We start from the raw sequence: 26,272 nt of genomic DNA on the forward strand, positions 1-26,272 counted from the left end.
GCCGGCCGGGAGAAAATCGGCTGCGGCAGAGCACCGGGCCCGCCCACACTGGGCGGGCCCGTTCCTCTTCCCCGAGTTCGCCGAAGGAACCCACCACGTGCAGGCTGCCGTCACCGTCACTCCCGCCCAGGTGCCCGAATTGCTGCTCGGCCTCGCCACGGTGCGGCCCGTGTTCCTGTGGGGTGCACCCGGGATCGGGAAGTCCTCGCTCGTGCGGAAGTTCGCCGAGTCACTGGGCCTGGAGTGCGTCAGTCTGCTTGGGACGCAGCTCGCGCCCGAGGACCTGATCGGGGTGCCGCAGATCCGGGACGGCCGGTCCGTCTTCTGCCCGCCCGAGGCCATCGCCCGAGACGAGCCGTACTGCCTCTTCCTCGACGAGTTGAACGCCGCGACGCCGGACGTCCAGAAGGCGTTCTACTCCCTGATCCTGGACCGGCGTATCGGTTCCTACGAGCTGCCCGCGGGCTCGATCGTCATCGGGGCCGGCAACCGCGCCACGGACAACGCCCTCGCCCGGCCGATCGCTTCCGCGCTGGTCAACCGGCTCGCGCACGTCCATCTGCGGGCGTCGGCGGCGGACTGGCTGGTGTGGGCGGGCGAGCACGGAATCCACCCCTGGGTGGGGGACTACCTCACCGACCGGCCCGACCACCTGTGGTCCCAGCCGCCCAAGACCGAGGAGCCGTTCTCCACACCCCGCTCCTGGCACATGCTGTCCGACGCCCTGCACTCCTTCGGCCCGGGTATCGACGAGAACACCCTGCGCGTGGTCGTGCACGGCACCCTCACTCCCGCGCACGCCGTCTCCTTCTGCGGCTACGCGAAGATCGTGCGCCACACCTTCGGTATCGAGGCCATCCTCAAGGGCGATGCTTCCTGGCCGACCCGGCTCGAGGACCGGGACCTGCTCTACTACCTCGCGGAGGCGTTCCGGGGGCGGCTGGTGAAGGAGCTCCCGCGGCAGAAGGAGCATGTCTCCCCGTCTCTGCGGCAGACCGCCTACCGGGCCAAGGCGCTCCTCGTCCAGCTCGCCGAGATCTCCGTGGAGGTCGCACAGACCGTCATCGCGGACGACGCCGACGGCCTGCCGGTGCTGCCTGCCTGGTTCCTCGTCGAGGCCGCACGCGACATGCCCCGGCTGGTCGAGGCCCGGCGATGACCACCCGGTCGTACACCGCTCACCGGGACGTGACCCGGTGAGCTCTGCATCCAGGAAGCAGAAGAAGCCCGACCTCGCCGCCGAGGCGTTCGCAGCCGGACTCGCTCTGGTCAAGAGGAACCCGGCCTTCGCGGCCGTCGACGCCTCCTTCTGCCGCCAGGCCAAGTGCGCCGGAACCCCCGCCGGGGGACTGGCCGCCGTCGACTCCAACGGCACGGTCCACGTCCACCCCACCAAGCGGGCCGAACCGGCCGAGTGGGCGTGGACGATCGCCCACTGCCTGCTGCACCTCGGCTTCGGACATGTACCGGCCGCCAAGGACGACCCGCGCGAGCAGCCCGACCGGTTCGAGCGAGCGGCCCGCTGCACCGTGGTCAACCGTTTCCTGCTCACCTTTCCGGTCGGCCGGGCCCCCGGGCACCTCCCCGAGACGTATCCCGGAGGTGACGAGGCCGAGCTCGCGGCCCGCTGGCGACGCGACGGCATCCCCGCCGACCACGAGCACTGCGGTACCGCCGGCGAACACCCTGACCAGGTCCTGCAGCCCTGGCCGCGGTGGAACACCGCCGTACCCGACTGGGAGACCGCCTTCGCGCACGCGCTCACGCGCAGCGTGTCGGCCGCCATGGACGTCGCGGGCGGCCGTCGCGACCGGACCACCGGCGAACGCGTCGAGCAGCGGCCCTGGGACCGTGCGCTGAACTGGTTCGTCTCCTCGTACCCGCTGCTCGGCGGCCTGGCGGCGGGCCTCACCGTCGTCGCCGACGCCGAACTCGCCCGCGCCCAGGACATCGCCGTCGCCGCCGTGAGCTCCGCCGCCGGCGAGATCTACATCAACCCGCTGCGCACCTTCACCGATGAGGAGTGGCGCTTCATCCTCGCCCACGAGATGCTGCACGCCGCCCTGCGCCACGGCGAACGCTGCGGCGCCCGCGACCCGTTGCTGTTCAACGTCGCCGCCGACTTCGTCGTGAACGGCTGGCTGGTCGAGATGCGTGTCGGCGAGATGCCCGAGGGGCTGCTGCACGACCCGGATCTGAAGGACCTCTCGGTGGAAGAGGTCTATGACCGCATCGCCACCGACCTGCGCCGTCGCCGACGGCTCGCGACCCTGCGCGGCAAGGGTGTCGGCGACATCCTCGGCGAGCCGCTGCCGCACGCGGCCTCCGGTCCGTACGCCGACCTGGACGACTTCTACCGGCGCGGCCTGGTCCAGGGATTCGACCTGCACCAGTACGGTGCGCGCGGGCTGCTGCCCGCCGGTCTCATCCAGGAGATCCGGGCCCTGGCCCACCCGCCCGTACCGTGGGACGCGCAGCTCGCCCGCTGGTTCGACGAGTACGTGCCCCGGCCCGAGCCCGTACGGTCCTATGCCCGCCCGGCCCGGCGGCAGGCGTCCACTCCGGACATCCCCCGCGCGGGCCGCTACTTCCCCGTCGAGGAGACACCGCACTGCACCTTCGGGGTCGTCCTCGACACCTCGGGCTCGATGAGCAGTGTGCTGCTCGGCAAGGCGCTGGGCGCCATCGCCTCGTACGCCGAAGCTCGCGACGTACCCGCGGCACGCGTCGTCTTCTGCGACGCGGCCCCGTACGACGTCGGCTACCTGCCGCCCACCGAGATCGCCGGCCGGGTACGGGTGCGGGGGCGCGGCGGGACCGTGCTCCAGCCCGGGATCGATCTGTTGCAGCGGGCCGGTGACTTCCCGCCCACCGCCCCGGTGCTCGTGATCACCGACGGCTGGTGCGACCCCTTGCGCATCCGGCGCGAGCACGCCTTCCTGATACCGCAGGGCGGCTCCCTGCCCTTCACACCCCGTGGCCCGGTCTTCCGGCTGACCTGAGTACGCCCACCGGCAGCCTTCCGGCCGGTGCACCGCCGCGACCGGCGACCACGCCGCGCCGCGCGGAGTGCGGTCAGAGCACGCTGCCCGCCTCGTCGTGGAACACCTCCGGCCAGTAGCGGAAGTCGTCGGGGTCCGTCGCCGGGAGGCAGGCAACCGGATCGACCGAGGCGAGCGTGGCGATCATGGTGTCGGCGAGCTGGTGGTAGAAGTCGTCGGTGAAGTCGTGTTCCTCCTCCAGGTCTTGCTGACGGCTGTGCATCCACACCGTGAAAGCCAGCGTGGAGATGTCGGCGTTGACCGGGACCACCCGGTCGGCGTCGTACTCCGCGTAGTGGACGGCCCCGGTCCGCCCGTCGATGAGCACCGTGAAGTCGTGCATCAGGCCACCGAGGACCAGCAAGTGCTCTGCCTCGGGCGGAAGTTCGTCGGTACCGTTCCACAGGTGAGCGTGATCCGGGTTCTGCTTGGAGCGCTCGCGGTCCTCCGGCAGGGACAGAAGCAGGGTCTCTTCCTCGTCCATCCAGAACATCAGGGCCTCCTGGGGCAGCCCGACCTCCGTCAGGAACCGCCGCGTCGGCTCGTGCTCCAGGGCCGCCGGCAGTCTCGACGGAGCGACGCGGACGACCTCGTCCGCCCCGAACTCCTCGTCCAGCAGCCCCTTCGGCAGGTCCAGGCGCAGGCCCTTCCCCGGTCCGGCGATCAGCGCCATCGGCCGTATGAGCGCGGCCATGCGCCAGAACGCGGGGATCTCGTGATCCCAGCCGGAACGGGGACCCGCGCTGCCCCAGTCGGCGTCGCCCCATTCCTCCTCGGTGAAGACCGACATCAGCAGCGCCGATGCCTCCGCCACCGCCTGCGCACCTGTCTTGTCGGCGAGGCCTGCGAACCGGCCGCACAGACGCCCGAATTCGTCGATGACCGTGAGGAAGCGTGTCAGGGCTTCTAGAGACGGCGCGAGCGGGAACAGCTCAGCGTTCTGCGGAGATTTCTCGTAGAGCCACATGCTGAAAACGCGACCGGTGGTGCCGTCGAGGACGACCTCGTCCGCCTCGTAGCTGTCGATGAGGAGATGGCCGACAACGAGCAGGTCGGCAATGTACGCGTCGAGCCTGTCCGGGTCCGCGTTCGACGCCTTGGTCAGGAGGTGTTGCCGCACGGTCGGCGTCGGGGCCTCAGCCGGTGAGAACCGCATCAGGCTGTGCCCGTCCTGCAATTCGCTCTCGGCCAGCCATCGCCGCGTCGCCCCGTGCGTGATCTTCGGATGGAGTGCGTCCTCCGGCACGGTGATGATCGTCCCAGCCATGATGCCCCCGTAGCTGTCGGTGGTGATCTTCCGGTGACAGCCACTCTAGAAGCCGCCACTGACAACAGAGGTGGGCCGCCCCGTTGCTGGGGTGGCGTGTGCGCGTCAACCGGCAGTCCGGTTGGCCGAGTTCGTCCTGTACAACGGGGGTTCACCATGCAACGCCGTCACGTCCGTGTCGTGGCCGAAATGGCAGTCGTCATGATCGCTCTGACCGGGGGCAGGAGGTCCGGCGGGGGCGGCTGCGACGACAACGACAGAGGCGGCTCAGGAGGCGGCTCCTACTCTTCCTCCGGCGGCAGTACGAGCGGCGACTCGACCTCCTCGTCCGGTGGCGGCACCGGCGGCCAGGCGTCGGCCACGCCCGAGGACCAGGATGCGACGGCCGACATCAAGCCCGGCACATGCACCTATGACGAGGCTGCCGAGAAGCTCAACTACACCGTCACCGTGACCAATTCCTCCTCCCAGGCGTACGAGTACTCCTTCTACGTCCAGTGGGAGGACACGGCCGACAACGGCCTCATCGGCATCTACGACGACTACGCGGACAAGCCGCTCACGCTCGGCCCCGGTGAGAGCAGGACGATCAAGGCCGAGGACACCTATCACTTCGTCAAGGACAACGTCCGCTACCGCTGCACGGTGGACTGGGCGCTCAAGTCACCGGTGGGCTGACCCCTTGCCGCTGCTGTGCGAGGCTGCGGGGCATGAGTGTCGAACCGAGCGAATATGTCAGGCGGTTGCCCATCGGGGAGCGGATCCCCTTCCCGTCCGAAGGCATTCCGTTCTGGGAGGTCTTCCCTTACGAGGGCGACCTTCGGATCAAGGTGCTTGAGGAGCCGACGCTGCCCGAGCCGCCTCGGCACGGGGAGGCCGGGGCCGAGGAGTGCGGCGCCTGCAGCAGCCCGGACAGCGAGTTCCTGTGGACCGACGAGCACTGGCGGCTCAGCAGCGACGAGGAGCCCGGTGCGCTCCCCGCGACCGTGCTGCTCCAGCCGCGCGGCCACTACGACCTGCACGAACTGCCGCCGGAACGCGCGGCCGAGCTCGGGGCGATGCTTCAGCGGGTGGAGCGGGCGATCAGGTCGCTGGAGGGCGTGGCCCGGGTGCATGTGAACAAGTGGGGCGACGGTGGAGCCCACCTGCACATGTTCCTGATGGCCAGGCCCGAGGGGATGATGCAGATGCGCGGGACGTGCCTCCCGCTCTGGGACGACGTGCTGCCGAAGGTCCCCAAGGAGGTCTGGCTCGACACCAACCGCCGGATCGCCGCGGCCATGGCGGCCGCCGGGGGCGTTGCGCACGTCTGACCCTCTCGATCCGCCTGCCTGCCCCGCGGCCGGGTGCCCCGGCCGCGCGGCGGCACCGGCGCGATCACGTCATGACGCTACGGTGGCGCCACCGTCGGTGCCGGACGCTGGAGTGTTGATGCGCAGATGCCTTCCGGCTCTTACCGTCGCTCTGGTCTCGGCAGCACTGATCACAGTGTCGGGGTGCGACGACACCCCGATCGAGAAGAGCGCCGCGGCCGCTCGCACTCGTGTGCCGGCGGCGAAGGACATTTCCGGACCGGTCGATGTCGGCGGCGGTCGGAAGATCTATCTGCGCTGCAAAGGGAGCGGAAGCCCCACGGTCATTCTGGAATCCGGGATCCACGACTCGTCCGACACCTGGAACCTGACCGACACACGACCGCCCGTGCCGAAGTCACCGGCGGTCTTCCCCGGGGTCGCAGCGTTCACCCGTGTCTGCGAGTACGACCGGCCTGGAACCATCCGGTACACCGAGCCCCCTACGCTCACCACCCGCAGCACGCCAGTGACGGGCGAGCGCTCCTTGACGAGCATGGTCAGTGATCTCGACAAGCTGCTGACGGCGGCGAAGGTGCCCGGCCCGTACCTGCTCGTCGGGCACTCCTTCGGAGGAATGGTCACGCGCTTGTACGCCCAGACCCATCCAGAGTCGACGGCCGGACTCGTCTTCGTTGACGCCTTCGGTACGAACATGAAGCCGTTCCTCGGCAAGGAATGGGCTGCGTATCTGGAGGTCCTCAACCGGCCCGGTACCGCACTCGACGCACGGCGTGGATTCGAGACCGTCGACGTCGACGGCGCGATCGAAGCGGTCACCAGTGCGCCGCCCCTGCCGGAGGTGCCCCTCGCCGTCCTCAGCAAGACGAAGGCGTTCGCTCGGCCACCGGGAATGCCGGTGTCGCTGGCGGCACGTCTCGAGGAAGCCTGGCCGGGAGCTCAGCAGGAACTGGTGGAACTGGAGCCCCAGACCCCTCACTTGCTTGCCACGGGAAGCGACCACTATGTGCAGATCCATGATCCTGACCTGACGATCAGCGCGATCGGGCTCATTGTCGGCCGCGTCAACAACGGGTCGTGAGGCGGGCCGTATCGGCCCGAGCTGAACACCGGCTGATGGCACCGTGGCTGTGTCGCTCGGGCGGCGTCCGGCCCGCTTCTCCGGTGCCCGGGAGGTGGCGGTGGCCCTGCCGAAGGCGTCCTGAGCCCGCAGCCTGACAACCGGACCGCCTAAGTGCCGTGTTCCATACAGCTCGGAGCCCGGCCGGCCCGGCACCTGGCTCCGCATGCCGGGCCCGCGGAGGACGGGCGGGTCAGCCTGTGGGTGCGCAGGCTGTCGCGCCGATCACGACATCGCCGGTGATCTGGCTGGCCGGGGCGAACCTGATGTGCAGCGCATTGAGGGCGACGCTGCCGTCGCCGGGCTCGGGCACGATCACCTCGTTGAAGACGACTTCGGCCAGGACGGTGCCGTCGGACTTCGTCACCTGGTGGACGTGATTGGACGGGATCTGCTCCGGCAGGCCCGAGATCCCCGACAGCCCGCTGAAGGTCCAACTGGGCTTGGTGCCCTCGGGCGAGGCCTCACAGGTGACCTTGTAGCTCTCGAGTCCGATCCGGGGTCCGCCCGCCGAGAGCAGCGCGCTGAGCTCGAAGTCCTTGCCTCCGGCTTCCGACGTCGTTGTCGTCCCGCCCGACTCGGGATCGACCACCGTGGTGCATCGGCTGGTGCCGCCGCCGAACGAAACGCCCGGCCCGGACACGAGACCGGAGGAGTTGGATGTCTGCTCGTGGACGTCGCAAGGGGCGAGTGCCGGTACGGCCACCGGTGCCTGGCCGCTCTTGGTGAAGTCGGCCGAGCCCAGTGAGGCCACCCCGGCAGGGTTCGCGGCGGAGGCCGGCGCCACGGTCAGGAGTGAGCAGGCGGCGGCCAGTGCGGCAACGCTCAGACCGCGTGCGCGCGTGAAGTCGTGTCTCATCGGGTGCCCATCGCGTCAAAGGACCGTCCCACCCGGGACGGCGTACGGATGATCAACGACGCCCGCCCGCCGCGGTAACAGGTGACCGGCGCCCGGTTGTCAGGCCGGCTGGACGCCCTCGATGCCGGAGATCGAGAACGTCCGCTCGTCCTCGCGGAGATGGCAGTAGGCGCTGATGACAGGCGGATCGAAGTCGATGTCGCTCACGGTGCGGATGGTCCGGCTGCCGGAGGCTGCGACGTACTCGATGGTGATCGGCTCGCTCTCGTGAATGGCGTGGGCGAGCTGCCGGACGTCCGTGAGCGTCAGCCCCTTCGCGTACCCGGCCAGGATCTCCTCGGTGTCGGTCTGGAACGGGATGCCGCGTTCCGGATCAGGGTCCGGCAAGCGGTCGGGGGCGGCCAGCAGGCGCGCTGCCAGGTCGCCGGAAGGGGCGGCGGCTGCCGGGGAACGGGGCACCGGTACGCAGACGCGGGGGCCCTGGGACGAGGGCGGAGCGGCGCGGGGACGCTCGCGCCGCTCGACGCGGACCTCGCCGTCGGCCGTCTCGGCCACCGGCGCGTAACCCGCGGCGCGCAGGGTGTCCAGCGCGGCGGACGGTTCCGTGCGGCAGAGCAGCACGGTCGGTGCGATCCGGCGCAGTCCGAGCACGGCCAGCCTGCGGTGCACGGCGATCTCCGCGAGGAGCGCCGTGTCGTCGCTGTGGATCACGCAGGCCGCGGCTGCGAGGCGTACCCGGCCGTGGCTGCGGGCGGTATCGGCGATCAGATAGGTGAGCGGCTGCGGCAGGGGCCCCTCGGCCACCTCGCGCAGGTCGGCCTCGATCCCGTCCGCCGTCAGTCCGGCATCCAGTGCGCGGCGCACCGAGGCCGCGCTGAAGCGCCACACGGATGCCGCCGAGCGGCTTTCCCGGTCGGCCAGGCAGTCCAGCAGCTCGTTCAGCCGGGCCGTGGGCACACCCGTCACCACGGCCGTGAGGTCGGCCCCGATCCGGGCGGTGCCGGTGGCGGCAGGCAGCAGCCGTCGGGCGTGGTCGTGCAGGGCGGCGGGGTCCTCGTCCAACAGGGCGGCACCGAGCGGGGTCAGCGTGCCCCGGGCGAGGACGCCGAGCAGTTCGGCCTCCTCGATCACTGTGGCGAACGGTGTCGCGTCCTGAGGGGCTTCGTCGGCCAGCGGGCGGTACCAGTGCAGCCGCGCGCCGATCACCGCCGGGTCGGCCACGCCCCGGCCGGCGGGGAGCGCGGCGACGGCCTCCAGCGCTCCCTGCCTGGCGGCGAGACACCGGGAGCAGGTGCCCTGTCTGCCCGCCGCGGGCAGGACTTTTCCGTCCTCGTCACGGGAGGCGGAGGGCGTGAGCCCGAGCAGCCACCAGGCACGCAGCAGAAGGACGAGGCGGTCGGCCGGTTCCTGCGCGGCCCAGGTGTCGTAGTCGGCCGTGGCGGCGAGGGCAGTGCCTTCGTACGCGACGAGCCCGCCCGCATACGCGCACTCCAGGGCCAGGCGTACGACCGGTTCCCCGCAGCCTGTCGCCTTGCCGATCCGGGTCAGTTCGCGTGCGCCGATTCCGCCGGACTTGAGTGCGACCGGGGGACGCGCGGCGCACTCCGCGAGCAGGGAGGCGGCCTGCCCGGCGAACGAGGTGGCCGCAGCGGCGGCTTCGCGCTCCACCTCGGCGGAGGTCAGCCCCACCAGTTCGACTCGGGGCGGTGCCGGGTCGAACGGCGCGTGCCAGTCCGGGCCGCGCAGCGCGCGGACGACTTCGGCGGGCACCTGGCCCGGCTCGTAGGACCAGTCGCGTCCGACGAGCAACGCCCGTTCCAGCAGCCATCGCTCGGCCGAGCCCATCTGCGGGATGCCGTAGGTGATGAGGTGCGGTTCCTGGGCGGCGGCGCGGCGCTCGAGCAGTGCGCGCGCGGGTTCGGGAGCCGAGGCGATCAGGTCGCGGAGCCGGCCGGGGTCGCCGTGATGTTCCAGGATGACGTCGACGCGCGCCTGCCGCCTGCTCCCGGGCTTGAGCCCCAGCGTCGTGGCGATCGTGCGCAGTTGCTCCGAGGTGACGAAGGAGAGCAGCTCCTCGAGCCCGGGACCGAGACCAAGTGGTGCGTCCCATGCATCACGCAACGTTGTCACCAGGTGCAACGCGCCGGAGAGGTCCGGCCACACCAGTGCATGGTCCGCGAGTATGCGCAGTGTCGGCGCGAGCGTCTCGCTGTCCGTGCCGAGCAGTGTCTGCAGCGCCTCGTGGGATGCCGGCCCTGGCAGCGTGGCCAGGGCCTCGGCCGTCTGGAGGCAGGGGAGCGGCAGCCGGTTCAGGGCCTGTACCACCGAGCCGGTCCGGGCCAGCCGGTCGGCGAGTTCGCCGAGCGTGCGGGGGTCCGGTGCGCGTACGCAGTCGGGGCGGGCGGCGAGCAACTCCCGCAGCCGTTCGGCACCGAGGGCACGCAGCCACTCGACCGTGGGCCCGCTGGGGCTCCGCACTGTGAATCACCTGCCTGAAGTGCCGAGTTCTGAGGATCACGGCCAACGCTAGCGTGATGAGGGACATTCGAGTCGAGGGGGTTGACAGGCGAGGAGCGGAGCTGTAAATCGCCAATCCGGCGACCTGCACCACTCGGGAAGGGATCCGAGTGTCACGCAATACTGCGAATGCCGGCCTCCGCACTCGGATCCGCCGACGGCGCGTCCGCCGAGTACTTCCCGGAACTGCTGGAGATCGGCCTGGGCGACAGTCCGGCAGGAACATCTGGAGGAAGCCGACGAGCGTGGGCACCTATGTCCCGGGGCGGGGCACCATCATCGAGGATTCCTACCTCAAGGGTGTCGAGGAAGGGCGCACCGCGGAGCGCTCGCAGATGATCACGCGCGTTCTTGAGAAGCGCGAGATGCCCACGCCGGCGGATGTCCGTGAGCAGATCACCGGCTGAGCCGACCCCGAGCTCCTTGATCGCCGGCTGGACCGCGCCTTCACCGCCACCGACGCCGCGGACCTGTTCGCCGGGGGCTGAGCGGCACAGCAGTCCTGCGCCGGGCACCGGCAGTGGTTAGGGTGCCTGGCATGGGCACAGGCAACGGTGCACACATAGGCCGGCGTCGTTTCCTCGGAGGGCTCGGCGCCGCGGCCACCGCGGCCGTGCTGCCCGCGTGCGGGGCTTCGGAGCGCGCCTCGCCGTCGCCGGCCCCTGCCCGGCCCCCGAGCGGGCCGCGCAGGGCGCGGCCGCTGTTCCTGGGGACGTACACCTCCGCCGAGGGTGGCGGGACCGGGATCGGGATCGCCACGTACGACGACCGCACCGGGCACATCACGGGGACAGGGGTCGTCGACGGCGTCGCCGATCCCTCGTACCTCGCCGTGCATCCCTCCGGGCGTACGCTCTACGCGGTCAACGAGCGCGAGGACGGCGGCGTGACGGCCGTGCGGCTCGCCGAGGACGGCAGGCATCAGGTACTGGGCACCCGCTCCACCGGCGGGGACGCCCCCTGCCATCTGTCGGTGCACCCGAGCGGGCGCTGGCTGCTGAGTGCCAACTACGGCTCCGGAAGCGTGGCCGTGCATCCGATCGGGGCATCGGGTGCGCTCGGGGAGCGTACGGATCTTGTCGCGCATACGGCCCCGCCGCCCGGGCCGGGTCAGGACGGGCCGCACGCCCACCAGATCGTCACCAGCCCGGACGGCGGCCATGTCCTCGCCGTCGACCTGGGCAACGACACCGTGTACACATACCGCCTCGACACGTCGGCAGGGCGGCTCGCCAGGGTCTCGCACGCGACCGTGCGACCGGGGGCGGGCCCTCGCCACCTCACGTTCCATCCCTCCGGCCGCTTCGCGTACCTCGCCGCCGAGGTGGACAACACGGTCGTGGTGTGTGCCTACGACCCGCGCACCGGCGCACTGCGCCCCGGGGCACCGCAGCCGACCGGCACCGGGCCCGGCACCAGCTACCCGGCCCAGCTGGTGGTGACCGGCGACGGTGCCTACGCCTACCTGGCCAACCGCGGTCACAACAGCCTGACCCGGTACGCCGTCGAGGCGGGCGGCGCCCGTCTGCGGCTCCTGGGCACCGTCCCCGTCGGCGGCGACTTCCCGAGGCACATCGCCCTGTCGCCCTCCGGCGGACTGCTGTTCGCGGCGAACCAGCGCTCCGGCACGGTGACGGTCTTTCACGTCGACCGTCGTACGGGCGAACTGCGTTCCGCGGGCCGGGGCTTCATGTCGCCGGTCGCGGTGTGTGCGCTGCCGCTGTAGCCGGTCTCGGCACCGGGGCCGTTTTGCAGCGGCAATGATGATCACACTAGAGTCGCCGTCGCCGCGATCCAAGGTCGTTCACTCGGGGGAGCCGAACTCATGCGTGTCAAGCCGTTGTTCGCCGCTGTCGCAGCCCTGTTCGTGCTCACCGCCTGCGGAGGTGACGGAGGTGACGCAGGCGGCATCGGCCCGGGGGGCTTCGGGAACGGCGCAGGGCAGGCGGCACAGGGAGGCGACAACCCGGCGGACCCGAACGAAGGCACCCTGGAGAACCCCACGAGGAACGGAGGGGTCAACGGATCCGCGCCCGATGATGCGACAGGCTTCCTGGGCCTGCCCAAGGCGGGCTCCATGGCTGCGGCCGCCGAGTTCATCAACGGCTACACGAGGTGCGACGACATCTCCGTGGATCCCCAGGACGACGACTTCTTCCCCGGCGACGAGGACTTCGACGCCGACTGGTCCGTCACCGAACGCGGCGCCTGCGGCCGCGGCACCCGTATCTTCATGATCAAGGATGCCAAGGCGTTCCAGGCCGCGTACAAGGCAGACCTCGACAAGCGTCTCGTCGACGACCCGGAGGAGGACCTCGGGGGCGGATTCGTCATCGGGCAGGACTTCGCGGTCATCTCCACCCAGGAGTCAGCGGCCTACTCCCTGCTCCAGCGTGGCGGACTCCTGATGCTGAACTGCCACCCGAGCTTCGGCCCGCCCAGTGGCTTCCGCAAGGAGAAGGCGCTCGTGGACGGGTGCGTGCTCACCGACTACTTCGAGGACTGAGCCGGGTCCACGCCGCTCCGGCCCGTCCTCAGCGCGGCGACGGCCCACTTGGCCCGGCTCGAGAGCTCGCTCAGCGACCGCCGGGACTCCTTGGCGATGGTCTTGAGCAGGACCTTGCCGTGGGCCATGGCCTCCTCCGCGAGTTCGGGCCGGCCGGCCTCGACCGCCGCGAGCACCAGTTCCAGATGCTGCTCGGTGATCCTCCGGCCCAGGCCCCGACGGTGCCACTCGGCGGCACTCGTGTCCGGGGCGGGTCCCTCGGCGGCGCTGCCCAGGTCCAGGGCCAACTGGCGGTCCCGCGGCTGGGCGGCAGGTGCGTCCAGCCCTATCGCCGTACGCACCCGTTCCAGAGCGCGCCCGGCCGACGGGAGATCTCCCGCCAGCCGGTGCAGCTCCGCCAGCTTGGTGCAGGCCACGGCCCGGTCCCAGGCCGTGTCCTGCAACGAGACGAAGTTGTGGTGTGCGCGTGCCGCCTGCGGATGGTCGCCGATCAGCTCCAGTTCGCGGCTCAGCGCCGCCAGCCGCTCCGCCTTCGGGCCCGTGTCGTCCAGCATCCGGATCAGTGCGGCGCGTACGAACTCCGTCCGGCCCTGACGGCGGGCCAGCGCGATCCAGGTGAACTCGTCCTCCGCGGCAGGGTCCTGTCCGAACTCTGCCGCGTCCTCCTGCCGGGCCCACTCGGCCAGTTCCGACGCCGAGGACGGTGGCAGGTGGTTACCGGCCGCACGGACCAGGGGCAGATCCTCGGCGTGACCGTGCAGGCCGACCAGCACGGCCGCAAGCCGTCGCTCCCGGAAATGCTCGGTCCGTTCGGCCGCCTCGCGCTCCAGCAGGTACCGCAGCAAAGGAAGATCGTCCGCCCGGCGGTCGAACTGCGCCGCCCGCAGCACACCCGCCCGTCGCGCCGGGTCCGACCCGGCGTCCTCCCACGCCGCGAGCCCACCGGTGCGCATGCGCTCCAGGTCCGCCCGGCCGGGGGCGAGCGCGGCGTCGGGGAGCGGCACACGCACCCGATCGTCCAGGAACTGGTACGCCATCAGCTCCGCGGAGTTCAGCAGCACATGATCGGGATCGGTGCGCCGTGCCACGGAGTCCAGCCGGAAGGCCAGCTCGACGGGGGAGCGGCGGGGCAGGCCCAGGCCGTCGAGCAACGCGGCGCGCTGGGCGTCCAGATCGGGGGCGTAGGACGCGCGCATCTCGTCCTCCTCCTCGCGTATCTCCGCGAGCAGCTGCTTCTCGTCGAGGCAGGGGCCGATCTCCATGCGGTGAAGCCCCCCGCCCCCGATGATGATCTCGAGCGCGTCGGTCACGCTCTCGCCGATCAGCCCGGCCTCCCCCTCCGACGACGCGTAGAGCACCGCGCCGTCCGCGCAGACGAAGTAGGTGCCGCCGGTGTCGTCACCGGCGACGGGCTCCAGCGATGCTCCCGAAGCGAGGCGGACGTCCTCGCAGTGGTAGGCCCGGTCGATGTCGAAGTCGAAGGGGAAAGCGGCCAGTTCGGCCAGATCAGGACGCTGCCGCAGCAGTGCGAGGGTGCGATCGATCACGCCTCCGGATCCTACTTCGGCTGCAGCAGGTCCCAGCGGTTGCCGTACAGGTCCTCGAAGACAGCGACCGACCCGTACGCCTCGTGCCGCGGCTCCTCCAGGAAGCGCACCCCGGCCGCCGTCATCCGGGCATGGTCGCGCGCGAAGTCCTCGGTGTGCAGGAAGAAGCCCACCCGGCCGCCGGTCTGTGCGCCCACGCTCGCGTGCTGCGTCTCGCCGGCGGCCCGGGCCAGCAGGAGGCCCGTGCCGTGCGGCGCGCCGCCGGGGCGGACCACCACCCAGCGCGAGCCTCCCCCACGGTCGGTGTCCTCGACGAGTTCGAAGCCGAGGGCGTCGGTGTAGAAGGCGATGGCCTCGTCGTAGTCGCGGACGACAAGGGTGACCAGAGCGATGGTGGGCATACGGAGAACGTTATACGTATGACGACGGTGGAACAATGCATGCCATGCCTCCGTCGCACGTGTCGCCGCTTCTGCCGCACCTCCTGGACCGCGCCCGGGCCCTCGCGGTCCCCGGCCGCCGTCGCATCCTGGGGCTGGCCGGAGCGCCCGGCTCGGGGAAGTCGACCCTCGCCGCCCGGCTGGTCGACGCCCTGGAGGGCCTGGCCGCCCTTGTTCCCATGGACGGCTTCCACCTTGCCCAGAGCGAGCTGGTGCGCCTGGGCCGTGCCCATCGCAAGGGCGCCCCCGAGACCTTCGACGCCGCCGGGTACGCGGCCCTGCTCGGCCGCCTGCGCCGCCCCGCGCCGGACGCCGTCGTCTACGCGCCCGCCTTCGACCGGACACTGGAGGACCCGGTCGCCGGCAGCATCCCGGTCGGTCCCGATGTCGCCCTTGTCGTCACCGAGGGCAACTATCTGCTCCATGACGAGGGCGACTGGGCGCACATCCGCCCCTTCCTCGACGAGGTCTGGTTCCTCGAACTCGACAGGGAGGTCCGGGTCCGCAGGCTCGTCGACCGGCATGTGCGCCACGGCAAGGAGCGCTCGTACGCCGAGCGCTGGGTGCGCGACTCCGACGAGCCCAACGCCCGCCTGATCGGCCGCGGCCGGGACCGGGCCGACCTCGTGGTCCCGATGGCGTAGCACCATCCCGGCCGCCCCGCCGTTCATCTGCGCTCGGTACGCTCGAAGTCCTGACACGTGCGAGCACGGAGGGCGGTTCACGTGGGGTTGTTCCGGCGAGGGCCGAAGCGTGACGGACGCGATGCGCCCCGCGACCCCGAGTTCTCCTTCTTCTCCACCGGTGAAGGCGCCCGCTTCCGCAGCCTCGTACGCGAGGCCTTCGCCGAACAGGGCCTGGAGGTGACGGTCTACGCGGACGTGGTGACCGACAGCTCGGGCCGTCAGTTCGGGCTCGGCAATCTCGCAGCGGTCTGTCACAACGACGAGCGCGGGCCGCGCGCCTGGTCCGAAGTGGTCCACCAGCACGTCGGTCTGGTGCTGCGCACCATGGAGGCGCCCTCCGCCCTGGACACCCTGCCCACCGAGCAGATCCGCGCGCAGCTCTACCCCCGCGTCGTGGGCGCCGACGGGCTGGACCCCAAGAGCTTCGGCTATGCGCGGCCCGTGGCCCCGGGGCTGTTCGAGATCCTCGCGCTCGATCTGCCCGAGAGCGTCATGATGCTCACCGACGAGGCGCTCGAACCGCTCGGCGATCTCCCGTACCTGCGTGACCAGGCGCTCTACAACCTCCGCGGACTGCCCGTCGAGGTGCACGAGACGATCGAGGACTCCGACGGCATGCGCTTCGAGGTGGTGCTCGGCGACTCCTTCTACACCGCCAGCCGCGTGCTGGCGCTGGACGCGGTCGTCCGTCAGGTCACCGGCGAGGAGCTCTCCGCGGACGGCGCCCTGGTGGCCATGCCCTTCCGGCACCAGCTGGCCTTCCACGCCATCCACGACCTGGGCATGGTCGCCGCCCTGAACGCGATGGCCGCGTTCGCCGCCGCGGGCTTCGAGGACACCCCCGGTGCGATAAGTCCGTATGTCTACTGGTGGCGCTCCGGCACGCTCACCCAGCTCAGCGACCGCACCGAGGACGGCGAGGGCCTGCGGATCGTGGTCGACGAGGAGTTCCACACGCTGCTGGCACGGCTCCTCGCCGAGGAGGACCCCGGGACCGGCGGTGAAGAGGCCTGAGCGCAGTGGTCACGCTGCATCGGACATCCGGCCGGACGAGCACGGTATGCCCGGGGCAGGCGGCCCGGTCCCTGCCTGGTTAGTATCCGCAAAGGGGGAGCCGCCGATGGAGGCGTCATGCGCAAGGCATCCCGTTCGCGCCTGGTGACCGACCGCGCCCGGCTCGGGCACAAGATGCGTTACGCCCTGAGCCACCCGCGGCGCGTGCTGCCCTACCTGCGGCGGGCGGGCCGGGACTGCTGGCTGCGGCTGCGGCACCGCGGGAGCCACATCGCCTACTACCGGGCCGTGATGGCGTCCGACACCGCGAGAAGTCCGGAGGCGGCGGTCGGCGGCCGGCCGTCGCATGCGCGCTGGCTGGCCATCGGGGAAATGCAGTACGACTACCTCGTGCGGCACGGTCTGAAGCCGCAGGACCGGATGCTGGAGATCGGGTGCGGCAATCTGCGCGCCGGATGGCGGTTCATCGAGCACCTGGAGCCCGGCCACTACTACGGCATCGACATCTCGCCGGACATCCTCGTCGAGGCCAAGAAGACCGTCGTCCGCTACGGCCTGCAGGACAAGCTCCCCTATCTGACGCCCGTGGACAATCTGACGCTGGACTTCCTTCCCGGGTCCTTCTTCACGGTCGTCCACGCGCACAGCGTGTTCTCGCACTCCCCGCTGGAGGTCATCGACGAATGCCTCGCGCACGTCGGGCGGGTGCTGGCCCCCGGCGGCTGGTTCGACTTCACCTACGACCGCACCGAGGGGAGCGAGCACCAGGTGCTGGGCGAGGACTTCTACTACCGTACGGAGACGTTGATCCAACTGGCCGAGAAGCACGGTCTCGCCGCCCGCCACATGGAGGACTGGGAACAGCTGCCGCACGGCCAGTCGAAGCTCCGGATCACCCATCGCGCAGCTGCCGCGTCCCCTGACACCAGGACCACCGAGGAGACTTCATGACGGCCACCGCCCCGGCTCCGTTCACCGCAGACGACTACCGGGCCCGGATGGCCCGCGCCGCCGGAGCCGCCGCCGACGCCGGGCTCGCCGGGGTGCTGATCGCACCCGGACCCGACCTGATCCATCTGACCGGCTACCGGCCGGTGGCCACCGAACGCCTCACCGTCCTCGTCCTCACCGCCGGCCAGGACCCCGTCCTGGTCGTCCCCACCCTGGAGGCGCCGGACGCCGAGCACGCCGCGGGCGCGTCCGCGCTCACCCTGCGCGACTGGACCGACGGCACCGACCCGTACGCCGCCGTCGCGCCGCTGCTCGATGTCTCCGGCCGGTTCGCGGTCAGCGACAACACCTGGGCGATGCATCTGCTGGGCCTCCAGCGGGCGCTGCCGGGCACCTCGTACACCTCGCTCACCGACGCGCTGCCCATGCTCCGCGCGGTCAAGGACGCGCAGGAGCTGGCCAGGATCGAGGCGGCCGGAGCGGCAGCCGACGAGGCGTACGGCGAGATCCTCAAGGTGCCCTTCGCGGGCCGCAGGGAGACCGAGGTCGCCGCCGATCTCGCCGCGCTGCTGCTGCGGTTCGGGCACTCACAGGTCGACTTCACCGTCGTCGGATCGGGGCCCAACGGTGCCAACCCCCACCACGAGGCGGGCGACCGGACCATCGCGGCGGGCGACATGGTCGTCCTCGACTTCGGGGGTCTCAAGGACGGCTATGGCTCCGACACCACCCGTACCGTCCACGTCGGCGAGCCGACCGTCGCCGAGCAGCACATCCACGACGTCGTACTGGAGGCGCAGCAGGCGGGCGTGGACGCGGTGCGGCCCGGCGTCGCCTGCCAGGAGGTCGACCGGGCCGCCCGCGAGATCATCGAGGAGGCCGGGTACGGAGATCTGTTCATCCACCGCACCGGCCACGGCATCGGCGTCACCACTCACGAACCGCCCTACATGATCGAGGGCGAGGAGCGGCCGCTCGTCCCGGGGATGTGCTTCTCCGTGGAGCCGGGGATCTACCTCCCGGGCCGGTTCGGCGTCCGGATCGAGGACATCGTCACGGTCACCGAGGACGGCTGCCGCCGCTTCAACAACACCGACCGCCGGATGGCGATCGTCTCGTAACCCATCGAAATGCCGAGCGCCCTCGGTGCGCGTCAGGGTGCGATTCTGGCCTGGAAGTCGTACGGATAGGGCGGCGTGCGCGCGCTTGCCGCGTCCAGCTTCGCGGTCTGGCCGGCCGTCAGTTCCCAGCCGGTCGCGCCCAGGTTGTCGGTCAGCTGCTCGACCGTACGCGGCCCGATGATGGGCGCGGTGACTGCCGGCCGCTCCCGTACCCACCGCAGCGCCACCTGCGAGGGCGTCCGGCCCGCCTCCTCGGCGACCTCGTGCAGGGCGTCGAGCACCCGCCAGGTCTCCTCGGTGTCGTTCCTGCGCCAGCCTTCCTCGCCCGACTGCTCCTGGACGCGGGCCTCGCGTGAGCCGGCCGGTGCCGAGACCATCCCGCGCCGGTATTTGCCGGTCAGCCAGCCGCCCGCGAGCGGGCTCCAGGGGATGACGCCGAGCCCTTCGTTCGCGCTGAGGGGGGCGAGCTCCCACTCCAGTTCGCGGTGCAGCAGGTTGTAGAGAGGCTGGAGGGCGGCGTACGGCTCCCAGCCGCGGTGGCGCGACACGTCGAGGGAGCGCTGCAGCTGGGAGGCCGTCACGTTGCTGGCGCCGATGTAGCGGACCTTCCCGGCGCGCACCAGGGTGTCCAGGGTGGCCAGCGTCTCCTCGATCGGAGTGGTCGGGTCCCAGATATGGGTCTGGTACAGGTCGATGTAGTCCGTGCCGAGACGCCGCAGGCTGGCCTCGACGGCACTGATGATGTGCTTGCGGCTCAGCCCGGCGTCGTTGGGGGCGTCGCCCATCCTCCCCCACACCTTGGTCGCGATGACCAGGTCGTCGCGCCGGCGGCCCGCCAGCCAGCGGCCCAGGATCTCTTCCGAGCCGCCGCGCGCGTACATGTCCGCAGTGTCGATGAAGGTGCCTCCCGCCTCGGTGAAGGCGTCGAGGACGGCATGTCCGCCCGCGTCGTCACCGAAGCTCATGGTGCCGAGGCACAGTTCACTGACGCGCAGTCCGGTCCTGCCGAGGTTCCGTTGCTCCATGGCTGCGACGGTAGGAGATGGAGTGGGCTCGAAGGCAACCGTATGCGGGAGACTCAGTCGTCGGCGAGCACCACGCAGCTTTCCGGCGGCAGCTCCAGCGCACCGTCCGCGCCCGGCGCCCGTACCTCCCCCCAGGCGGCCGTGACCCGGCCCCCGCCGCCCAGCGGGATACGGGCCGGCTCCTTGGCCAGGTTGACCGCGATCCGCAGATCGCCGCGCCGGTACGCCAGCCAGCGCGCCTGCTCGTCGTACGCGACCTTCACCGCCGCCAGATCCGGGTCGGTCAGGTCCGGCAGCGAACGCCGCAGGGCGATCAGTGAGCGGTGCCAGGCCAGCAGCTGTGCGTGCGGCTCGCGCTCCCGCTCGGCCCGGTCCAGGCACGAGCGGTCGCGCGTCGCCGGGTCCTGCGGATCGGGGATGTCGTCGGCGGACCACCCGTGGGAGGCGAACTCCCGCCGCCGGCCTGCCCGTACCGCCTCGGCGAGCTCCGGATCCGTGTGGTCGGTGAAGTACTGCCACGGGGTACGGGCGCCCCACTCCTCGCCCATGAAGAGCATCGGCGTGTACGGGCCGGTCAGCACCAGCGCCGCCGCACAGGCCAGCAGCCCGGGGGACAGGCTCGCCGAGAGCCGGTCGCCCAGTGCCCGGTTGCCGATCTGGTCATGCGTCTGGGAGTAGCCCAGGAAGCGGTGGGCGGGCGTGGAGACCACATCGACGCCGCGGCCGTGGGTGCGGCCGCGGAAGGTGGCATACGTACCGTCGTGGAAGAAGACGCGGGTGAGGGTCTTGGCCAGTGCGGCCATCGGGGCGCGCGCGAAGTCGGCGTAGTAGCCCTGCGACTCGCCGGTCAGCGCGGCGTGCAGGGCGTGATGGAAGTCGTCGTTCCACTGCGCGTGCACTCCCAGGCCGCCCGACACGCGAGGCCTGGTCGTCCGGGGATCGCACTGGTCCGACTCGGCGATCAGGAACAGCGGCCGGTCCGCATCGGCGGCGAGGTCGTCTACGGCGGCGGCGAGCTCCTCCAGGAACGTCAGCGCCCGGGTGTCCGCCAGCGCGTGTACCGCGTCCAGCCGCAGCCCGTCGATGCGGTAGTCGCGCAGCCAGGCCAGTGCACTGCCCAGCAGATAGGCGCGCACCTCGTCGGAACCGGGGGCGTCGAGATTGACCGCGGCGCCCCAGGGGGTGTGGTGCGTCTCGGTGAAGTACGGACCGAAGGCGGGCAGATGGTTCCCGGACGGGCCGAGGTGGTTGTGGACCACGTCCAGCACCATGCCGAGGCCGCGTCCATGGGCCGTGTCGACAAAGCGTTTGAGTGCCTCGGGGCCGCCGTAGGGCTCGTGGACCGCCCACGGCGACACCCCGTCATAGCCCCATCCGTGCACGCCCGGGAAAGGGCACAGCGGCATCAGCTCGATATGGGTGACACCCAGTTCGGCCAGTTCCCCGAGCCGTTCGGCCGCCGCGTCCAGCGTGCCTTCCCGGGTGTAGGTGCCGACATGCAGCTCGTACAGGACCGCGCCGCGCAGCCCGCGCCCCGGCCACGGGTTCCGCCAGGAGTACGCCCCGTGGTCGACCACCGCGCTGTGGCCGTCCGGGCCGTCCGGCTGGCGGCGCGAGCGCGGATCGGGCCGCACCGGCCCGCCGTCCAGCGCGAAGCCGTAGCGCGCGCCGTCGGCCGCCTCCGCCTCGACCGCCCACCAGCCCGTACGTCCCTCGGCACGCTCCATCGCATGCTCGACGCCCTCCAGCCACAGCACGACCCGCTCCGTGGCCTGCGGCGCCCACACTTCGAACAGCACTGGCGGTCCCCTCGTCGTCGATGCTCCTCCTTCCCCATCCTGGCAAGATCGGGGTCTTCAAGCGGGGTCCTTGGGCCATTAAGGTCACGGGCCATGACGACGTCGCCGCTGCCCGCCTTCCCGCCCGGCTTCCTGTGGGGCGCATCCGCATCCGCCTTCCAGACCGAGGGCGCGGCCGACGCCGAGGGCAAGGGCCCGTCGGGATGGGACGCCTTCGCGGCCCAGGGCCGTATCAAGGACGGCGCCGACGCCTCGCGCGGCACCGGCTTCCACGAGCGCTACCGCGAGGACGTGGCCCTGCTCACCGGGCTCGGCGCGGACGCGTTCCGATTCTCCGTCAGCTGGCCGCGGGTGATCCCCGGCGGCAGCGGGCCGGTCAACAGCCGGGGGCTGGACTTCTACGACCGGCTCGTCGACGAGCTGTGCGCCCACGGCATCACACCGGCGCCCACGCTCTACCACTGGGACACCCCGCTCCCGCTGGACGAGGCGGGAGGCTGGCTGCGGCGGGAGACGGCCCAGCGCTTCGCCGAGTACGCCGCGGTGGTCGCCGAGCGCCTCGCCGACCGCGTACCGATGTGGATCACCATCAACGAACCGGCCGAGGTCACCCTGCTCGGCTACGCACTCGGCGAGCACGCCCCCGGAAAGCAGCTGCTCTTCGACGCCCTGCCCGCCGCCCACCACCAGCTGCTCGCCCACGGTCTCGCCGTCCAGGCGCTGCGGGCCGCAGGCGCGGACAACATCGGCCTCGCCGTGTCCCATTCACCGGTACGCACCGCGGGGACGAGCGACGAGGACCGTTTGGGCGCCGAGCTGTACGACACCGTCACCAACTGGATGTTCGCCGACCCGATCCTCACCGGGGCCTATCCCGACGAGAACTTCGCCGCACTGATGCCCGGCCCGGTGGCCGAGGACCTGGCCGTCATCTCCGCGCCGCTGGACTGGTACGGGGTGAACTACTACCAGCCGATGCTGGTCGGAGCGCCCGCCACGGACGCGCTCGACGACTTCGCCGGGATCGCCATGCCCGCCGAACTCCCCTTCGGCATAAGGAGACTGGAGAGCGAGCAGCGCACCGACTTCGACTGGGCCGTCGTGCCCGACGGGCTGCGCGAGCTGCTCGTCGGCCTCAAGGACCGGTTCGGCGACCGGCTGCCGCCGATCCACATCACCGAGAACGGCTGCTCCTACGACGGAATCGACGACCAGCGCCGGATCTCCTTCCTCGACGGTCATCTGCGCGCACTGCACCGGGCCATCGACGCGGGGGTCGACGTACGCGGCTACTTCACCTGGTCGCTGACCGACAACATCGAGTGGGTGGAGGGCGCGTCGCAGCGCTTCGGGCTCGTCCACATCGACTACGACACGTTGGAGCGCACTCCGAAGGCCTCGTACGCCTGGTACCGCGACGCGATCGCCGCCCAGCGGGCCGGGTCAGGGAACTGAACGGATCTTCCAGACGAGGATGCCGCCGAGCGCGGTCACCACGGTCGCCGTCAGGTACAGGCCCGCGTATCCGCCCGCGTAGGCGACCACCGGCGCGGCGAGCGCCGGGCCGAGGACCTGGGGCGCCGAGTTGGCGACGTTGATGACACCCAGATCCTTGGCGCGGTCGCCCGCCTGCGGCAGTACCTGGGTGATCAGCGCCTGGTCGACCGCGATGTACGCACCGAAGCCGAGCCCGAGCAGCGCGGCCGCGCCCATCGCCACCGGCCAGGTGTGCCAGAACGTCAGCAGCAGCGACGCCACCGCCATCACCGCGGAGGAGACCGCCACCAGGGCCTTGCGCCGACCCAGCCGGTCGGACACCACCCCGCCGGCCACCGCCGTCACCACGACGCCCGCTGTGTACAGCAGCGTCAGGATCAGCACGCCCTTGTCCGGATCCGGATGGTGCACCGCGTCCTTGAGGAAGTACAGCAGATAGAGCGTGCCCATCGCGTTCCCGAGCATCACCAGGAACCGGGTGAGCCAGGCCCAGCCGAAGTCGGGATGGTCCCGCGGGCTCACCCAGAAGTCCTTCAGCCGCACCGATTCCCTTGCGGTCGGCCGCACTTGGGGGTCCGGCATCAACAGGACGAAGGGCAGCGCGAGCAGGACGGTCAGCGCGGCCAGCAGCAGATAGCCGGGCACGATCCCGGTCGCCACCGTGGTCACCAGCAGCGCGCCGACCACCAGTCCGAGCGTCTGCGGAATCCCGATGAACCCGGACACCGCTGCCCGCTGGTCCACCGGCACCTGGTCGGGCACCACGGCACTGGTCCCGGCCAGCATCGCGTTCAGGCCGAGCTGCGCCAGGCACCACCCGAGTGCCACACCGGCCACGGTCGACTGCACCGCCGTGACGGCGAGGCCGACGGCGCCGAGGGCCGCACCGCCGACGATCCACGGCCGGCGGCGACCGAATCGCCCGCCGGTACGGTCCGACAGCGCGCCCGCGAGCGGGTTGGCGACCACCGCGACCAGCGCGCCGAGCCCGGTCACCCAGCCCAGGGTGACCTCCTTGCCCGACGGGTCGAGCGTGTCGATCTGCTCGGCGAGCAGCACCTGGATCGGTGTGAAGAAGGCCATGTACAGGCCGAGGTTGGCCAGGACGAGGGCGGATGTCCAACCGCCGCCGACTCGCGTCAGCGGGCCGGTCCGAGGCTCGTGCGTCTCCATGGGCGGCTCGCCATCGCTCAGTGCGGTGCGGTGCGGTGCGGTGAGGTGAGGGGTGGCGCTGTGCGGTTGTGTGCGGCGGTGTTCGCCGCGGGGCGGTTCTGCGCGGGGGTGTCCGGAGCTTACGGACACCCCCGCGCGCGATCAATGCCGCGGACCGGGAACGAAGTGGACGCGTTCCTGGATCACCGGATGTCCGGCCTTGGCGAAGTTCGCCGCCATCGGGAAGTTGCCCTGGTCCGTCGCTCCCGCGATGAACTCGGCGCCCTGCTCGGCCAGGAAGTGCGTGCACTCCACGAGCAGGTCGTACGCATGGCCCCTGCCGCGCTGCTCCGGTACCACACCGATGAAGCCGACGCACGGCCCCGACGGATTGCGCGCCGGGACATGCAGGCCCACCAGCTCACCGCCAGGGGTGAAGGCCAGCTGCCACCACTCGCGCGGCGAGGGGCACCAGTGGAAGAAGTCCAGCTCCTCCTGGGCCGCCTTGTCCAGGCCCTCCTCGGCGATGGCGGCCAGGGCATGCGCGTCCAGCGTCACGGAGTGCACCCGGCGCAGTACGTCGAGGATCACGGCGTCGTCGGGCTCCGGGCGGAACTCCAGCCGCCCGGGGCGCTCCGGCAGCCCGCACTGCGGGGTCCACCGGTACTGGTACCGCTCGACCAGCACCTTCATCCCGGCCTCCGAAGCGGCCCGCATCCGGGCCTCACCGGCCGCCAGGGCCGCCGGGTCCTCGCGCCAGCCGGCGGGCAGGATCAGTTCGTACTCGACCTGGAAGGGGGAGGTGCGCAGCAGTTCCGCACTCGCCTCCTCCTCGCCCTCGGCCATGTCGAACCAGTTGAGATTGACCGGGGTTTCGTCGTCGGGTCCGCCCCACCAGGCGGCCCGCGCGACCACCTTGCCGTCGCGCAGCGCGACGCGCTTCCAGTCGGGGCGGTGCGTGGCGCGGGCGAGCGCGCGGCCCACGCCGAGCGGGTCGGGCAGGGTGTCGAAAAGATGCGCGTCGCTCGCGTCGAGCGCGCGGATGACCAGATCGGTCATAGGAGATGTCCTCCGGGAGAGAGTTGTGTGATGCGCTCCCGGTCAGACTGCGAACGCCGGGCGGACGGGGCGGGAGCGCGGGAATCGTGTGGCGTGCACGGCACTCGCCTCCTTCCGTCGGGCACGGGCGTCGGGATCACGCTAGACGGAGCGAGCTGCGGGCGTCCAGCGCATTCCGGACGCCCGCACAACAGGCCTACTCCCAGACGTAGTTGATCGCGCGCTCGAAGTTGACGTAGCCGCCCCGGGCGAAGGCCTTCGCCATCGGCACGTTGGCGAGATCGGTCGCGGCCCGGATCCTCGGCACGTCCTGGGATGCGAGAATCCGGGTGCCCTCGGCCAGGATCTCGTCGATGTGGCCCCGGCCGCGATGGGTGGGCAGCACACCCACGTAGGCGATGATGTGGTGGTAGTTGTTCCTGGCCGGCACCACGAAGCCCACCGGCTCGCCGGTGCCCGGGAGTTCGGCGATCCGCCACCACTCGCGTGGTGAGGTGAAGCCCGCGAGTTCCTCGTCGAAGTGCTTCTCGGCCGCCTCGCGGTGGCTCAGCCCGGTCGCGAGATCGGCCTGGCTATGGGCGTCGAGCGTGCCCGCCGTCACCGGAGTCATCAGGGCGAGCAGATCCTCGCGGTCCGTGACCTGCCGGAAGGCCAGGGTGCCCGAGGGCTCGGGTACGGGCGTCCCGGCGCGCCATTCGAGCCGCAGCCGCTCCACGAGCAGCCTCGCCCCGGATTTCTCCAGCACGCCGGTACGGGCTTCGACCGCCGCGCGGGCGGCCGGGTCGTCACGCCAGTCGGGCGGGATGAACCGCCCGTACTCGGGGCGCGGGTGACCCGCGGGGACGACGGCGGCGGTCGCGGTCTCGAGCAGTCGCAGTCCGATGTCGGCCTGCTCGGCGACGGGCAGTTCGGCGTCGATGTCGAAGAAGTCCAGTGCCACCGGGGCCTCGCCGTCGGCCGTGGTCCACCAGGCGATTCTCGCCAGCACGCGGCCGTCGCGCTGCGCGATCCACAGCCACTCGGGACGGCGGCGCCCAGTTGCGAGATCGTCCTCGAGTTCATGGTCGAGGGTGTACGAAAGCCTGCGGAACAGCTCGAGTTCGTCCGGGCCGGAAAGCGGTCGGACGGTGACGCCGTCGTCGGGCGTCGGCACCGATGGTGCAGAGGTCATATGTGCTTCTCCAGTGAATGGCCGTGCGGAAATGGTCGAACCAGCGCTTGGACCCTAACCACCCGGCGAATGCCGTGCGAAAACCTTTTCGTAGCGGAATCATTGCTTCCATGCAGGTCAGCGGCTGGTGAGTGAGGGACGGGGCCGTCGGCTCTTCTGGACACCCACCGACTTCGGACCGACAATC

At 71.1% G+C, this 26,272-nt stretch carries 23 protein-coding genes; 13 read left to right on the top strand and 10 right to left on the bottom strand.

The window, feature by feature from the left end; genetic code table 11:
• Window positions 1-97 precede the first annotated feature (97 nt).
• Both ABZ208_RS21950 and ABZ208_RS21955 read left to right on the top strand, forming a co-directional pair.
• A complete protein-coding gene (locus ABZ208_RS21950; protein WP_356911139.1) occupies window positions 98-1,159 on the top strand; it encodes a MoxR family ATPase in 1,062 nt (353 codons plus the stop codon).
• A gap of 37 nt (window positions 1,160-1,196) precedes the next feature.
• Complete coding sequence (locus ABZ208_RS21955; RefSeq protein ID WP_356911140.1) at window positions 1,197-3,002, top strand: hypothetical protein; 1,806 nt, start codon at window positions 1,197-1,199, stop codon at window positions 3,000-3,002.
• A gap of 73 nt (window positions 3,003-3,075) precedes the next feature.
• On the opposite strand, the gene ABZ208_RS21960 is transcribed toward ABZ208_RS21955, so the two are convergent.
• Window positions 3,076-4,308 (bottom strand): SUKH-4 family immunity protein, encoded by a 1,233-nt coding sequence (locus tag ABZ208_RS21960; RefSeq protein WP_356911141.1) that lies wholly within the window; start codon window positions 4,306-4,308, stop codon window positions 3,076-3,078.
• Between the two features lie 156 nt (window positions 4,309-4,464).
• Between ABZ208_RS21960 and ABZ208_RS21965 the strand changes: the two genes are divergently transcribed.
• From ABZ208_RS21965 to ABZ208_RS21975, 3 genes are all read left to right on the top strand, one after another.
• The gene (locus ABZ208_RS21965; protein WP_356911142.1) at window positions 4,465-4,986 is read left to right on the top strand and encodes a hypothetical protein; all 522 of its coding nucleotides are present in this window, start codon (window positions 4,465-4,467) and stop codon (window positions 4,984-4,986) included.
• 32 nt (window positions 4,987-5,018) lie between these two features.
• Window positions 5,019-5,621 carry a hypothetical protein gene (locus tag ABZ208_RS21970; RefSeq protein ID WP_356911143.1) on the top strand — a complete coding sequence of 201 codons (603 nt, stop codon included), beginning with the start codon at window positions 5,019-5,021 and terminating at the stop codon, window positions 5,619-5,621.
• Window positions 5,622-5,739: 118 nt separating this feature from the next.
• Complete coding sequence (locus tag ABZ208_RS21975) at window positions 5,740-6,702, top strand: alpha/beta hydrolase (protein WP_356911144.1); 963 nt, start codon at window positions 5,740-5,742, stop codon at window positions 6,700-6,702.
• A gap of 232 nt (window positions 6,703-6,934) precedes the next feature.
• On the opposite strand, the gene ABZ208_RS21980 is transcribed toward ABZ208_RS21975, so the two are convergent.
• Window positions 6,935-7,600 (bottom strand): hypothetical protein, encoded by a 666-nt coding sequence (locus ABZ208_RS21980; protein ID WP_356911145.1) that lies wholly within the window; start codon window positions 7,598-7,600, stop codon window positions 6,935-6,937.
• A gap of 99 nt (window positions 7,601-7,699) precedes the next feature.
• Window positions 7,700-10,078 (bottom strand): helicase-associated domain-containing protein, encoded by a 2,379-nt coding sequence (locus tag ABZ208_RS21985; RefSeq protein ID WP_356911146.1) that lies wholly within the window; start codon window positions 10,076-10,078, stop codon window positions 7,700-7,702.
• Window positions 10,079-10,362: 284 nt separating this feature from the next.
• Between ABZ208_RS21985 and ABZ208_RS21990 the strand changes: the two genes are divergently transcribed.
• From ABZ208_RS21990 to ABZ208_RS22000, 3 genes are all read left to right on the top strand, one after another.
• Complete coding sequence (locus tag ABZ208_RS21990) at window positions 10,363-10,524, top strand: hypothetical protein (protein WP_356911147.1); 162 nt, start codon at window positions 10,363-10,365, stop codon at window positions 10,522-10,524.
• Window positions 10,525-10,655: 131 nt separating this feature from the next.
• Window positions 10,656-11,843 carry a lactonase family protein gene (locus ABZ208_RS21995; RefSeq protein ID WP_356911148.1) on the top strand — a complete coding sequence of 396 codons (1,188 nt, stop codon included), beginning with the start codon at window positions 10,656-10,658 and terminating at the stop codon, window positions 11,841-11,843.
• Window positions 11,844-11,942: 99 nt separating this feature from the next.
• Window positions 11,943-12,623 carry a hypothetical protein gene (locus tag ABZ208_RS22000; RefSeq protein WP_356911149.1) on the top strand — a complete coding sequence of 227 codons (681 nt, stop codon included), beginning with the start codon at window positions 11,943-11,945 and terminating at the stop codon, window positions 12,621-12,623.
• Here the strand turns inward: ABZ208_RS22000 and ABZ208_RS22005 are convergent.
• A complete protein-coding gene (locus tag ABZ208_RS22005) occupies window positions 12,608-14,170 on the bottom strand; it encodes a hypothetical protein (RefSeq protein ID WP_356911150.1) in 1,563 nt (520 codons plus the stop codon). The two genes, ABZ208_RS22000 and ABZ208_RS22005, sit on opposite strands and share 16 nt — an antisense overlap.
• A gap of 11 nt (window positions 14,171-14,181) precedes the next feature.
• Complete coding sequence (locus ABZ208_RS22010) at window positions 14,182-14,571, bottom strand: VOC family protein (protein WP_356911151.1); 390 nt, start codon at window positions 14,569-14,571, stop codon at window positions 14,182-14,184.
• Between the two features lie 44 nt (window positions 14,572-14,615).
• Here ABZ208_RS22010 and ABZ208_RS22015 point away from each other — a divergent pair, with 44 nt between their 5' ends.
• From ABZ208_RS22015 to ABZ208_RS22030, 4 genes are all read left to right on the top strand, one after another.
• Window positions 14,616-15,254 (top strand): nucleoside/nucleotide kinase family protein, encoded by a 639-nt coding sequence (locus ABZ208_RS22015; RefSeq protein WP_356911152.1) that lies wholly within the window; start codon window positions 14,616-14,618, stop codon window positions 15,252-15,254.
• Between the two features lie 81 nt (window positions 15,255-15,335).
• Window positions 15,336-16,310 (top strand): hypothetical protein, encoded by a 975-nt coding sequence (locus tag ABZ208_RS22020; RefSeq protein WP_356911153.1) that lies wholly within the window; start codon window positions 15,336-15,338, stop codon window positions 16,308-16,310.
• 117 nt (window positions 16,311-16,427) lie between these two features.
• The gene (locus ABZ208_RS22025) at window positions 16,428-17,261 is read left to right on the top strand and encodes a class I SAM-dependent methyltransferase (RefSeq protein WP_356911154.1); all 834 of its coding nucleotides are present in this window, start codon (window positions 16,428-16,430) and stop codon (window positions 17,259-17,261) included.
• On the top strand, window positions 17,258-18,382 hold the full coding sequence (locus ABZ208_RS22030) for an aminopeptidase P family protein (protein WP_356911155.1): 1,125 nt from the start codon (window positions 17,258-17,260) through the stop codon (window positions 18,380-18,382). Before ABZ208_RS22025 ends, ABZ208_RS22030 begins: the two co-directional genes overlap by 4 nt.
• A gap of 32 nt (window positions 18,383-18,414) precedes the next feature.
• Here ABZ208_RS22030 and ABZ208_RS22035 read toward each other — a convergent pair whose 3' ends face one another.
• The gene (locus tag ABZ208_RS22035; RefSeq protein ID WP_356911156.1) at window positions 18,415-19,407 is read right to left on the bottom strand and encodes an aldo/keto reductase; all 993 of its coding nucleotides are present in this window, start codon (window positions 19,405-19,407) and stop codon (window positions 18,415-18,417) included.
• Window positions 19,408-19,460: 53 nt separating this feature from the next.
• Window positions 19,461-21,206, bottom strand: a complete 1,746-nt coding sequence (gene treZ / locus ABZ208_RS22040) for a malto-oligosyltrehalose trehalohydrolase (protein WP_356911157.1) — start codon at window positions 21,204-21,206, stop codon at window positions 19,461-19,463.
• Between the two features lie 93 nt (window positions 21,207-21,299).
• Between treZ and ABZ208_RS22045 the strand changes: the two genes are divergently transcribed.
• Window positions 21,300-22,661, top strand: a complete 1,362-nt coding sequence (locus tag ABZ208_RS22045) for a GH1 family beta-glucosidase (protein WP_356911158.1) — start codon at window positions 21,300-21,302, stop codon at window positions 22,659-22,661.
• Here the strand turns inward: ABZ208_RS22045 and ABZ208_RS22050 are convergent.
• The 3 genes from ABZ208_RS22050 to ABZ208_RS22060 all read right to left on the bottom strand — a co-directional run bounded on the left by ABZ208_RS22050 (window position 22,650) and on the right by ABZ208_RS22060 (window position 26,085).
• The gene (locus ABZ208_RS22050; RefSeq protein WP_356911159.1) at window positions 22,650-23,876 is read right to left on the bottom strand and encodes an MFS transporter; all 1,227 of its coding nucleotides are present in this window, start codon (window positions 23,874-23,876) and stop codon (window positions 22,650-22,652) included. The two genes, ABZ208_RS22045 and ABZ208_RS22050, sit on opposite strands and share 12 nt — an antisense overlap.
• 141 nt (window positions 23,877-24,017) lie before the next feature.
• Entirely contained in the window at window positions 24,018-24,914 is an 897-nt protein-coding gene (locus tag ABZ208_RS22055) for a GNAT family N-acetyltransferase (protein WP_356911160.1), read from the bottom strand.
• A 196-nt stretch (window positions 24,915-25,110) separates the two neighbouring features.
• A complete protein-coding gene (locus tag ABZ208_RS22060) occupies window positions 25,111-26,085 on the bottom strand; it encodes a GNAT family N-acetyltransferase (RefSeq protein ID WP_356911161.1) in 975 nt (324 codons plus the stop codon).
• Between the last annotated feature and the right edge of the window lie 187 nt (window positions 26,086-26,272).

Origin of the sequence: Streptomyces sp. NPDC006208 (assembly GCF_040613775.1) — a bacterium.
Classification (GTDB): domain Bacteria; phylum Actinomycetota; class Actinomycetes; order Streptomycetales; family Streptomycetaceae; genus Streptomyces.